The organism is Microbacterium sp. NPDC006705 (assembly GCF_044903545.1).
Lineage (GTDB): Bacteria > Actinomycetota > Actinomycetes > Actinomycetales > Microbacteriaceae > Microbacterium > Microbacterium plantarum.
Genome location: NZ_JBJDQQ010000001.1, coordinates 780,541 through 792,259, shown reverse-complemented (window position 1 = coordinate 792,259; position 11,719 = coordinate 780,541). Strand labels below are relative to the sequence as shown.

The following is an 11,719-nucleotide window of genomic DNA, read 5'->3' as shown; positions in this document are numbered from 1 at the left end:
CGGTGTTCTACTGGCTGATGAAGTACATCTTCATCGGACCCGTCGTGAAGGCGATCTTCCGGCCCTGGATCGTGGGGCGCCGCAACGTCCCGGCATCCGGTGCGGCGATCTTCGCCAGTAACCACCTCTCTGTGAGCGACTCGATCTTCCTGCCGCTCATGATCGACCGGCCGATGTCGTTCCTCGCCAAGAGCGACTACTTCACCGGAACGGGCCTCAAGGGCTGGGCCACTCGGGTGTTCATGAAGGCGACGGGTCAGATCGCCATCGACCGGACGGGGGGCAAGGCGTCCGAAGCCTCGCTCAACACGGGACTCCAGGTGCTGGGCCGCGGCGATCTGCTCGGGATCTACCCCGAGGGCACGCGGAGCCCCGATGGCAAGCTCTACCGCGGACGTACCGGATTGGCGCGCATGGCGCTCGAGGCCCGCGTGCCCGTGATCCCCGTCGTCATGGTCGACACCGACGCGGTCATGCCCATCGGGCGCAGCATCCCCCGGGTCGGACGGGTGGGAATGGTCATCGGCGAGCCGCTGGACTTCTCTCGTTTCCAGGGGATGGAGAGCGACCGGTACGTGCTGCGCTCGGTGACCGACGAGATCATGGTCGCGCTGCAGCGGCTGGGCGAGCAGGAGTACGAAGACGTGTACGCATCGTCGGTCAAGGAGCGCGCAGCGCAGCAGCAGGCCTGATCGTCACACGGCCGGCGGGGTGTCGGCCGAGCACTAGACTTGGCGCGTGCCTACGCTGGATTCACTCGACTCGTGGCGCGATCTTCCCATCAAGCAGCAGCCGGCGTGGAACGACCCCGACGCCGTGGCTGCGGTGTCGGCCGAGATCGCGACGCTCCCGCCCCTCGTCTTCGCCGGTGAGGTGGACATCCTCCGCGAGCGCCTCGCGCGCGCGGCATCCGGAGAAGCCTTCCTCCTGCAGGGCGGTGACTGCGCCGAGACGTTCGCCGGCGCGACCGCGGAGAAGATCCGCAACCGCATCAAGACGGTGCTGCAGATGGCGGTCGTGCTGACCTATGGCGCCTCGATGCCCGTCGTCAAGATGGGTCGCATGGCCGGGCAGTTCGCCAAGCCCCGCTCGAGCGACACCGAGACGCGCGGCGACGTCACGCTGCCGGCGTACCGCGGCGACATCGTCAACGGCTACGACTTCACCGCCGCCTCGCGTCAGCCCGACCCAGCCCGGCTGCTCAAGGGCTACCACACGGCCGCGTCGACGCTCAACCTCATCCGCGCGTTCACGCAGGGCGGGTTCGCCGACCTGCGCGAGGTGCACTCGTGGAACAAGGGCTTCGCGTCGAACCCGGCGAATGCCCGTTACGAGGGCCTCGCGGGAGAGATCGACCGAGCCATCAAGTTCATGGAGGCGGCCGGGGCCAACTTCGACGAGCTGCGCGGCGTCGAGTTCTACACGGGCCACGAGGGCCTGCTGATGGACTACGAGCGCCCGATGACGCGCATCGATTCGCGGACGAACACGCCGTACAACACGTCGTCGCACTTCCTCTGGATCGGCGAGCGCACGCGCGAGCTCGACGGCGCGCACGTCGACTACTTCTCGAAGATCCGCAACCCCATCGGGGTGAAGCTCGGCCCCACGACGTCGACCGACACCGCGCTGGCGCTGATCGACAAGCTCGACCCCGAGCGCGAGCCGGGTCGCCTCACCTTCATCACTCGTATGGGGGCGGGCAAGATCCGCGATGCGCTGCCGCCGCTGCTCGAGGCCGTGAAGGACTCGGGCGCGACGCCGCTGTGGGTCACCGACCCGATGCACGGCAACGGCATCACGACGCCCACCGGCTACAAGACGCGTCGCTTCGACGACGTCGTCGACGAGGTGCGCGGCTTCTTCGAGGCGCACCGTGCGGTGGGCACCTTCCCGGGCGGCATCCACGTCGAGCTCACGGGTGACGACGTCACGGAGTGCCTCGGCGGCTCCGAGATGATCGACGAGGCGACGCTCGCCACGCGGTACGAGAGCCTGTGCGACCCGCGTCTGAACCACATGCAGAGCCTCGAACTGGCCTTCCTGGTCGCCGAGGAGCTCGAGAAGCGCTGAGCTCCGGGCTCCGCGGCCGCGCGAGAGCGCACATCCGCACGGTTGTGGGGTCTCCCCACCGTGCAGATGTGCGCTCTCGCCGTTCCCGGCTGTGGAGAGCGCTGGGTCGGCGAGGCCTGCTCCCGCCCGCGAGTCGCTGTTGCGCGTCGCGCACCGGCTGCCCCTCGAGTACCAGGGGGTCGAGCACCGCACCTTGCGGCGACGGTGGCTCGACGACCTCACGCGCGTTCAGCTGTTCGAGGATGCCGGGTACCGGGTCATCGGCGCGCGGCGGCGGAGAGGGTCAGCCGGTCGCGGTGATCTGCAGCGTGATCGTGGTGCCGCGCACGTGCTTGCTGCCACCGGCGGGGTCTTGAGCGGTGACCTTCGTCAGTCCGTCCGGCCAGATGTTCCACAGCGCGGAGAAGCTGACCTCGAAGCCGGCGTCGCGGAGCGTCTGTGCGGCCGCATCGCGGGTCTGTCCGACGACGCTCGGCACCTCGAACAGCGGGGGACCGCTCGAGACGATGAGCGTGACGACGTCACCCGGCCGCCAGTTGCCTTCCTCACCGCGGTCGGCGATGCCGATCACATCGCCCTTCGCGATGCGCTCGCTCGCCTCGGTGCGGGTCTCGCCCGACACCTCGAGTCCGGCGTCCGTCAGGATTCCGGTGGCACGGTTGACGCTCTGGCCCGCGACGTCGGGCACGGCACCCCGAGAGACCAGCAGTGCGGCTGAATCGCCCTGGCGCAGCGTGCATCCACCGGAGCAGTCGACCGGTTCGCCACCCCCCGCAGGCGTGCCGGAAGCGCGGATGACGGTGCCGTCGGCGACATCCGGATCGAACTCCGCGTCGGCATCGTCCGAGACGGCGATGACGTTCTGGCGGAGGATCTCGCGCGCTGCGTCTTCGGTCTGACCCGACAACGCGGGTATGGAGACTTCCGCCGGGCCCCGCGAGATCACGACCGTCACGACCGCCTCTCGATCGAGCCGGGAGCCGGGGTCGGGGTCGGTGCGGATGGCGAGCCCCTCTGCGACGTCGAGGCTGTTCTCGCCGGTCTCCTGGGCCTGGAGTCCCTGTGCCATGATGGCGGCTTGCGCATCGGCGAAGCTCGTTCCGCGCACATCGGGAACGGCGACCAGCGAGCCCGGCCCCGAGCCGAACCACCATCCCGTGCCGCCGGCGAGAGCCGCCAGCAGAAGCACGATCGTGACGAGCCAGGCGCCCTTCGTCCGGTTGCGACGTGCGTGTCGGCGCAGCCGGGTCGCGTTGTCGACATCCGTCGTGACGGGGGGCGCCGTGAACGTCCCGGGCATCACCTTCGTGAGCTCGCCGGAACCTTCGCCGTCGTCGTCGATGACCACCACCGGCGCGCCGGACGGCGCCGTGCGCACGACCTGGGGGAACACCCCGAGTTCACGCTCGATCTCTCGCAGCCGATCGAGCATGACCTTGGCGTCGAGGGGACGCTCGTCGGGCTCGCGTTCGGTCGCCCACAGCACCAGCTCGTCGAGCTGCTCGGGCACCCCCGGGTTCTTCGCGCTCGGGCGCGGGACCGAGTCGGTCGCGTGCTGGTAGGCGATCTGCATCGGTTGCTCGCCCTTGTAGGGCTGCTCGCCGGCGAGCATCTCGTAGAGCATGATGCCCAGGGCGTAGATGTCGCTGCGGGCGTCGGCCGTGCCCCGGGTGACGAGTTCAGGTGCCAGGTAGGCGATCGTGCCGAGCAGCATCTGCCCGGTCGCGGTGTTCGCCGTCGTGGCCCGAGCGAGGCCGAAGTCGCCGATCTTGATGCGACCGTCCTCGGCCAGCAGGACGTTCTCCGGTTTGACGTCGCGATGCACGATCCCGGCGCGGTGGGCGGCGGCGAGACCGGACAGGATCGCATCCATGATGGTGATCGTCTGAGGGATCGTCAGACGCTTCTGCTCGCGCAGCAGCTCACGCAGAGTGATGCCCGGGAGGTACTCCATCACCAGGTAGGCCATCTCGCCGTCCTGGCCCTGGTCGAAGACGTTGACCACGTGCGGATCGGCCAGGCGCGCCGCAGAGCGGGCCTCCTGGATGAAGCGGCTCTGGAAGACCGAGTCGTCCGACAGATGCCCGTGCATGACCTTGAGTGCCACGCGTCGCTCGAGTCTGAGGTCGGTCGCGACGTAGACCGTGGCCATGCCGCCACGGGCAATGCGAGCGCGGACGCGATACCGCTGGTCGACCAGTCGGCCGATCAGCGGGTCGGTCTGCTGGCTCATGCTCACGGAGCGATTCTACGGAGCGGATGCTGCGAGCCCGGGCAACGGCTCACCCTCGTGCGTCGGCGACATGGCTTCCGAGCGTTCTCGGAGTCAGCCGAGTGCGGCGAGCCAGCGATAGGCCTGCTGCTCCCACTCGCCGTACCGCTCGGGGTAGGCGGAGATCTGCACGGCCTGCGCGGCGTCGGTGAAGGCGAGGCTCTCCCACCCCGGGATATCGAGCAGTCCGCGCGTCGCGGTGCCGTTGGGATCGGCCGCGCCGCCGTAGAACGTGGCGATGGAGCGAGCGGGATCGCGCACCTGATCGGGGGTGCCCCACCCGGTGCTCGGACGCTGCTGGAAGAGGCCGAGCGAGTCGCGGTCGCCCCAGTCGAGGTTGCGGATCCACGACTCGACCATCGCAGTCGCCAGGGCGATCGCGATCCCGCGGTCGGGCACACCGCGTTCCCGACCGACCTGGATGATCAGCCGCGCGTTGGCGATCTGCTCCGCGTCGAGGCCGAGGTCGGGGAGAGCGGCGGCCTGGACGGCGGGTGCTGCGGCGGCTCCCGGGATCACGAGCTGCTGGCCGGGATAGATGATCGAGGAGCGGTCGAGCCCGTTCGCCGCGAGTACGGCGTCGAGGCCGAGACCGTGAGCGGCGGCGATCGCCGACAGCGTGTCGCCTGCCGACACGGTGTGCGCCGCGGCGGCGATCGGCACGGACTGCGAGGCGTCCGCGGCTGCGGGCGCCGGGGTCGGGGCGGCCGAGGGCGACCCTGGGACCGCGAGCGTCTGACCGGGGAAGATCACGGCACCGTCCGCGAGCCCGTTCGCTGCCAGGAGTGTGGCGACGTCGACGCCGTGAGCCTGAGCGACCGACCACGGGGTGTCGCCGCTCGCGACGGTATGGGTGAGTCCCGTCGAGGTGGTCTGGGCTACGGGGACCGCAGCCGGCGTCGCCGAGGCGCCCGGCTCCGCGCTCAACCGGATGCGGTCGCCGGGGCGGATGACCGACGACCAATTCAAACCGTTCCAGGCCAGGAGATCGACCGTGCGAAGTCCGTAAGCGGACGCGATGCGGCTGACGGTGTCGCCGAGCACGACGGTGTGCTCTGCGGGACGCGACGAGAGCGGGCGCACCGGGCCCGCGGTGCCGACCGTGGCGGCTCGGAACGACGCGCCGGGGACCGCGTCGCGCTGGGCGGTCTCGGTCATCGGCGCTGCCGTCGCCGGCTGCGCGGTCAGGCTGAGCGCGATGGAACCGACGACGGCGGGTGCGACGGCGCTACGCAGGCGTGGTCGCGGGCGGTGCGGGGGAGAGTTCGAGTCGCGGCGCACGGAGGGTCCCTTCTCGGAGGTCTCGGAAACGCTGACATGTTGCTGTGAGAGGTGTCAACCGAAGTGACTGCTGTGACTCGTGTGAAAGCCGACCCGACGGCGGGCCGGGACGCCGATCGGAAGTGACATAGTGAAGGGGTGAGCACTCCCGATTACCCCGCCGTTCCCCTGTCCTGGCTGACACTGCCCGAGGTCGTCGAGCTGACGGGCGAGACGCTCAGCCGCGTCCGGCGACTGCTGGATGAGAATCACCTCATCGGCTCGCGTCGGGACGGAACGCTTCGCGTGCCGGAGGCCTTCTTCCTCGACGGCGCGCCGCTGTCGTCGCTCCGGGGCACTATCACCGTGCTGCACGACGCCGGGTTCTCGGACGACGAGGCGATCGACTGGCTGTTCGCCACCGAGGACTCCATCGGCGCCGCTCCCATCGCCGCCCTGCGCGCAGGACGGAAGACCGAGGTCCGCAGGGTCGCGCAGACGCTCGCCTGACCGGAGCAGAGGCTCCGGACGCTCAGGCGGTCCGCTGGATCGCGGCCTGTCCGATCTCTCGGAGCGTTGCGATCTCGGCACCACCGATCGGCGCGTCATCGAGCGCCGCATCGGCTGCGGCGGCGAGCTGCGCGATCTCCTGTTCGAGGCGCTGGACGGCGCCGCTCTCGTCGATGACCCGCTGCAGGCGTCGGATGGTCGCCTCGTCGAGTGCCCGGTCGCCGAGCGCAGCATCGAGGTCGGCGCGGCCGTCGGCGTCCATCGCTTCGCGCGCGTAAGCGATGAGGACGGTCCGCTTGCCCTCGCGGAGATCGTCGCCGGACGGCTTGCCCGTCACTGCGGGGTCGCCGAAGACGCCCAATACGTCATCGCGCAGCTGGAAGGCGAGACCGACGGAGTGGCCGAACTCAGCGAGGGCCTCGCGCTGGGCCGCGGTGGCGCCGCCGAGTGCCGCGCCGATCAGGAGGGGCTGCTGCACGCTGTATCGAGCGGACTTGTAGGACGCGACCCGCAGTGCTCGGGCGGCGTGCTCGTGGTCGGGTGCCGTGGCCCACGCGGCCTCTTCGGCCACGTCCAGATACTGCCCGACCGTGACGTCGCGCCGCATCGTCGCGTACTGGCGGCGGACGTCCGACGCGAAGCGGTGTCCGTCGACGGCCTCTTCGAGGAGGTCGTCGCTCCAGGCGATGAGCAGGTCGCCGAGCAGGATCGCGGCGGCCCGTCCGAACGCGTCGGCGTCACCGAGCCAGCCGGATCGGCGATGCGCCTCCTCGAGGGCGCGATGGGCGGCGGGGCGTCCTCGTCGCGTGTCCGAGTTGTCGACCAGATCGTCGTGCACGAGCGCGGCCGCATGGAAGATCTCCAGGGAAGCGGCGACACCTGCGATGTCGGCGTCGTCGGAAGAGACCCCGGCCACCGCGTGCCCAGCCGTGAGGAACCGCGCGCGGAGGCGTTTGCCGCCGGCGACGGCGGCGAAGGCGCGGTCGACGAAATCGACCGCTTCGGCCCCGAGATCGGCGGCCTCGGCCCGCCGTTCCGCCGCGAAGCTTTCCAGTCGCTGGGAAACGGTCGAGATCGGGTCGGCGGAGCTCGTCACAGGCCTAGCCTAGTTCTCATCAGCGCGCGTAGAATCGGGCGCATCGGTACCCGAACAGAGGGGGATGCATGCCACTGTCAGAACAGGAGCAGCGGCTGCTTGACGAGATGGAACGCCATCTCATGCGCAATGAAGCAGACGTCGTCAGTGCTCCGCGCGAAGGTCAGTCCCTCAGCTACCGCAACATCGTCTACGGTGCGGTGCTCGTCCTCCTCGGTCTCGGCGGTCTCATCGCCGGCGTCTCGAGCAGCATCATCGCGATCGGCGTCGTGGCCTTCCTCGTCATGGTGGGCGGGGTCGTGTTGGCGCTGACGCCCTCTCGCAACGGAACAGCGAGCCGACCGACGGCGACCACCGGCACGCGAAAGCCCGCCGCCCGGTCCTCGAATTTCATGGACCGGATGAACGACCGCTGGGACCGCCGCAACGGCGAACGCTGACGCATCCCGCTTCTTCTCAGAGCACCGACCTTCGGGTCGGTGCTCTTTTTTGTGCCCTGGGGAGGAATGGGTGCTGTGGCCATAGTGAAGTGGAGGAAAGTGGAGTAAAGTGGTGGCCACCGACGGGCCGGGAGGGGGTGGTGGAGCACCATGCTTCTCGGCACGCACACCCCCAAGCTCGACGAGAAGGGCCGCGTCATCCTCCCCGCCAAATTCCGCGACGACCTCGGCCCCGGTGTCGTCGTCACGCGCGGACAGGAGCGGTGCCTCTACGTGTTCAGCACGGTGGAGTTCGAGCGTGTCTACGAGCGCATCCGCGAAGCGCCTCTCACGAACAAGCAGGCGCGTGACTTCCAGCGGATGTTCCTCTCCGGCGCGAGCGCGGAGAAGCCCGACAGCCAGAACCGCATCACCGTGCCGCCGCACCTGCGCACCTACGCCGGGCTGGGGCGCGAACTGGTCATGACCGGTGTCGGCGCGCACGCCGAGATCTGGGACGCGGATGCCTGGAACGCCTACGCCGCAGGCAACGAAGACGCCTACTCCGACATGGAGCAGGAGGTGATCCCGGGACTCTTCTGACCCGTGGCCGTGATCCTCAGCCGCTGGCCCTGACGCACTTCCCCGGTGTCAGGTCGCAGCGGAGGGGGATCAGGGCTCCGGGACCCGTCCCGCCACGACCATGACGAACGACGACATCCACACCCCCGTCCTGCTCGACCGCTGCGTCGAGCTGCTCTCGCCCGCGCTCGACCGCGAGGGCGCCGTCGTCGTCGACGCGACCGAAGGCATGGGCGGTCACTCAGAAGCGCTTCTCGAGAGGTTCCCCGGCGTTCGGCTCGTCGGGCTCGACCGTGACACCGACGCCCTGCGCATCGCGGGAGAGCGCCTCGCCCGGTTCGGAGACCGCGTCGACCTCGTCCACACCGTCTACGACGGCATCCGCGAGGCCCTCGATTCGCTCGGCATCCGGCGCGTGGACGGCATCCTGTTCGATCTGGGTGTCTCGTCCCTCCAGCTCGATGAGGCAGAGCGAGGGTTCGCCTACGCCCAGGATGCTCCTCTAGACATGCGTATGGATCAGACTGCGGGCACGACCGCGGCAGAGATCCTCGCGACCTACAGCGAGGGCAACCTGCGGCGCATCTTCGAGCGCTACGGCGAGGAGAAGCTGGCAGGGCGGTATGCGCGGGCCATCATCGAGGCGCGGGGCCGGGCGCCGCTGACACGATCAGGTCAGCTCGTCGACGTCCTCATCGCCGCGACCCCGGTCGCCGTGCAGCGCGACCGTTCCGGGCACCCCGCGAAGCGCGTGTTCCAGGCCCTGCGCATCGAGGTCAATGCCGAGCTCGCCGTGCTCGAGCGCGCGCTGCCGGCGGCGCTCGACGCGCTGGCCCTCGGTGGACGCATCGTCGTGATGTCGTACCAGTCGCTCGAAGACCGCGCGGTCAAGCGCGTGCTCGCCGAGGCGTCGTCATCGACTGCCCCCAGCGGCCTGCCCGTCGAGCTCCCCGAGCATGCGCCGCGGTTCCGGCTGCTGGTCCGCGGCGCGGAACTGGCGTCCGAGGAAGAACGTGAACGCAATCCCCGCGCGACGCCGGTCCGGCTGCGTGCGGCGGAACGGATGAGGGAGGCCTCGTGACTGCCGACAACACCGCCCGCATCCCATCGCCGCTCGGCGACGACTTCTTCGCGAGCGTTCCCGGTCGCCTGCCGCGCGAGGGGGAGCGGGAGCGTCAGCGCGATCTGCGCCTCGTCGCCGGCGCTTCCCGTCGGCGTCGCCCGCGCATGCTCTACGGCGTCATCGCCGTGTCGGGCGCGGTGCTCATCGGGGCGGTGCAGATGGGGTTGTCGATCCTCACGACCCAGACCTCGTATGAGATCTCCTCGCTCTCGCAGCAGCAGCGGCAGCTCACCTGGCAGAAGCAGATCATCGAGGATGATCTCGCGGGACTCGCCTCACCTCAGTACCTCGCGGCCAATGCGACCGCCCTGGGCATGGTGATCGCCGAGTCTCCGAACTATCTGCGACTCAGCGACGGCGCCGTGCTCGGATCCGCCAGCGCCGCGGGCGCGCACTCGAACGTCGACGCCCTCGGCCGCGCCGCCGTCGCCAATTCGCTCGTCGCCGGCGTCCCGCTGGTCACCGATCCCGCTGCCAGCCTCGAGACCGGCACGAGCACCGACGAGCTGGTCGGTGCCGATCGAGCGACACCCCCGCCCATCGCCGACGGATTGCCCGCCCCGACCACACACTGAGACACATGACGACACGAGCCACCCGCAGTCCGCGCCGCCGTACGGTCGTCGCACTCCTCGTCGTCCTCACCGTCCTCGTCGCGTTCATCGTCCGGCTCGTCGACATCCAGGTCGTCAACGCCGAGGAGCACGAGGCCGACGCCCGCAACCTCGCGATGGAGGCCGGGACCGACCTGTTCGGGACGCGCGGCGACATCACCGACACCAACGGCGCGACCCTCGCCACGACGACCTCCGTCTACGACGCGAAGATCGACCCGAAGCTGGCGATCGAGGGGATCAAGCGCAAGAACGACGACGGTCAGACGGTCACGGTCACCTGGCCCGAGCTGGCCGCCGAGATCGCCGCCGTGACCGGGCAGGATGCCGCCGAGGTCGAGGGCATCGTCACGACGGCCGTCGCCGCCGACCCGGAGTCGCGATTCGCGTACCTCGAGCGGGGGATCTCGACGGCCCAGTACCGCGCTCTCGCCGATCTGAAGCTCCCGTTCGTCGGGTTCGACCCCCACCCCCACCGGACCTACCCCGACGGGGCGGTGGCGGGCAACGTCATCGGTTTCGTCGGCTCGGACGAAGCGCCGCTCGAGGGCATGGAGGCTCTGCAGAACTCGTGCCTGCAGAGCAGCGACGGCAAGGTCCGCTACATGCGCAGCCTCGACGGCGTCGTCATCCCCGGGACGGAGATCGAAGACCCCGCCCCGGTGAACGGCGGGACGCTCCGTCTCACGATCGACCGCGACCTGCAGTGGTACATGCAGCAGCTCATCGCCGAGCAGACGCAGAACCTCGGCGCCGAGAGCGGCTCGATCCTCGTGGTCGAGGTCGCCACGGGGAAGATCCGCGCCGCTGCCGAGTACCCCAGCGTCGACCTCAATGACATCGCGGCATCCGATCCCGCGGACCGGGGCAGCCGCCTCTTCCGCGACTCGTACGAGCCGGGATCGACCTTCAAGCCGGTGACGGCCGCGACCGCCATCGAAGCGGCGGGGCTGACCCCGCTCTCGACCGCATGGTCACCCGATCGGATGGAATTCCCCAACGGAGCCGTCGTCAACGACTCGGAGCACCACGAGGCCCAGAACCTGACGCTCACGGGAGGGCTCGTCACGTCGTCCAACGTCGCCCTGTCGCAGTTCGGTTCGCAGGTCGACCCCGAGACCCGGCTGGAGTACCTCAAGAAGTTCGGTGTCGGAGAGGGCACCGCGCTCAACTGGTCGGGTGAACCCAAGGGCACGTACATCCCGACCGACCAGTGGGACAACCAGACCTACTACACGACGACCTTCGGCCAGGCCTTCACCGTGACGGCGCCGCAGGTGGCATCCGTGTATCAGACGATCGCCAACGGCGGTGTGCGCGAGCCGCTGAGCCTCGTCGAGTCCTGCACGGCGTCGGACGGAACAGTGACCGAGCCGGATCTTCCCGAGCCGGTGCGCGTGATCAAGGAGAGCACCGCCAGCCAGGTGAGCGAGATGCTCGAGAACGTCTTCGCTCAGGGGACCCTCGCGGACGACATCGCGATCCCCGGGTACCGTATGGCGGGCAAGACGGGAACCGCTCAGAAGGTCGATCCGAACACCGGCGCGTACAAGGACAACCTGTACTACACGTCGCTGGTCGGCTACGCACCCGCCGACGATCCGAAGTATGTTGTCCTGACGGCATTCGACGAGCCGAAGACCCTGCGCCTTTCGGCAGCGAACCGGCCGGCGTTCCAGAAGGCGATGACCCAGGTGCTCAAGCACTACCGGATCATGCCGTCCGACTCGCAGACGCCACTGCTCCCCGTGACCCAGTGATGCGCATCAG

11 protein-coding genes are annotated in these 11,719 nt (G+C 69.4%); 8 read left to right on the top strand and 3 right to left on the bottom strand.

What is annotated here, in order from left to right:
* The first annotated feature begins 2 nt into the window (after positions 1-2).
* Both ACI2K6_RS03810 and ACI2K6_RS03805 read left to right on the top strand, forming a co-directional pair.
* Positions 3-692 (top strand): 1-acyl-sn-glycerol-3-phosphate acyltransferase, encoded by a 690-nt coding sequence (locus ACI2K6_RS03810; RefSeq protein ID WP_112613924.1) that lies wholly within the window; start codon positions 3-5, stop codon positions 690-692.
* Between the two features lie 46 nt (positions 693-738).
* Positions 739-2,073 carry a class II 3-deoxy-7-phosphoheptulonate synthase gene (locus tag ACI2K6_RS03805; protein WP_112613926.1) on the top strand — a complete coding sequence of 445 codons (1,335 nt, stop codon included), beginning with the start codon at positions 739-741 and terminating at the stop codon, positions 2,071-2,073.
* 283 nt (positions 2,074-2,356) lie between these two features.
* On the opposite strand, the gene pknB is transcribed toward ACI2K6_RS03805, so the two are convergent.
* Positions 2,357-4,312 carry a Stk1 family PASTA domain-containing Ser/Thr kinase gene (pknB, locus tag ACI2K6_RS03800; RefSeq protein ID WP_274177627.1) on the bottom strand — a complete coding sequence of 652 codons (1,956 nt, stop codon included), beginning with the start codon at positions 4,310-4,312 and terminating at the stop codon, positions 2,357-2,359.
* An 87-nt stretch (positions 4,313-4,399) separates the two neighbouring features.
* Positions 4,400-5,626 (bottom strand): LysM peptidoglycan-binding domain-containing protein, encoded by a 1,227-nt coding sequence (locus tag ACI2K6_RS03795; protein WP_404568107.1) that lies wholly within the window; start codon positions 5,624-5,626, stop codon positions 4,400-4,402.
* Between the two features lie 138 nt (positions 5,627-5,764).
* Between ACI2K6_RS03795 and ACI2K6_RS03790 the strand changes: the two genes are divergently transcribed.
* Positions 5,765-6,115, top strand: a complete 351-nt coding sequence (locus ACI2K6_RS03790) for an Rv2175c family DNA-binding protein (protein WP_274177629.1) — start codon at positions 5,765-5,767, stop codon at positions 6,113-6,115.
* 22 nt (positions 6,116-6,137) lie between these two features.
* Here the strand turns inward: ACI2K6_RS03790 and ACI2K6_RS03785 are convergent, their stop codons facing one another.
* Positions 6,138-7,211: a polyprenyl synthetase family protein gene (locus tag ACI2K6_RS03785; protein WP_282502373.1), complete on the bottom strand. Its 1,074-nt coding sequence runs from the start codon at positions 7,209-7,211 to the stop codon at positions 6,138-6,140.
* Positions 7,212-7,279: 68 nt separating this feature from the next.
* On the opposite strand from ACI2K6_RS03785, the gene ACI2K6_RS03780 reads away from it, so the two are divergent.
* From ACI2K6_RS03780 to ACI2K6_RS03760, 5 genes are all read left to right on the top strand, one after another.
* Positions 7,280-7,651: a DUF3040 domain-containing protein gene (locus ACI2K6_RS03780; protein ID WP_112613936.1), complete on the top strand. Its 372-nt coding sequence runs from the start codon at positions 7,280-7,282 to the stop codon at positions 7,649-7,651.
* A gap of 150 nt (positions 7,652-7,801) precedes the next feature.
* Positions 7,802-8,233: a division/cell wall cluster transcriptional repressor MraZ gene (mraZ, locus tag ACI2K6_RS03775; protein WP_023951570.1), complete on the top strand. Its 432-nt coding sequence runs from the start codon at positions 7,802-7,804 to the stop codon at positions 8,231-8,233.
* 100 nt (positions 8,234-8,333) lie between these two features.
* Positions 8,334-9,293, top strand: a complete 960-nt coding sequence (gene rsmH / locus ACI2K6_RS03770) for a 16S rRNA (cytosine(1402)-N(4))-methyltransferase RsmH (RefSeq protein ID WP_274177631.1) — start codon at positions 8,334-8,336, stop codon at positions 9,291-9,293.
* Positions 9,290-9,910 (top strand): hypothetical protein, encoded by a 621-nt coding sequence (locus ACI2K6_RS03765; RefSeq protein ID WP_112613940.1) that lies wholly within the window; start codon positions 9,290-9,292, stop codon positions 9,908-9,910. The genes rsmH and ACI2K6_RS03765 overlap by 4 nt, the downstream gene beginning before the upstream one ends.
* 5 nt (positions 9,911-9,915) lie before the next feature.
* A complete protein-coding gene (locus ACI2K6_RS03760) occupies positions 9,916-11,709 on the top strand; it encodes a penicillin-binding protein 2 (protein WP_354450894.1) in 1,794 nt (597 codons plus the stop codon).
* The last annotated feature ends 10 nt before the right edge of the window (positions 11,710-11,719 follow it).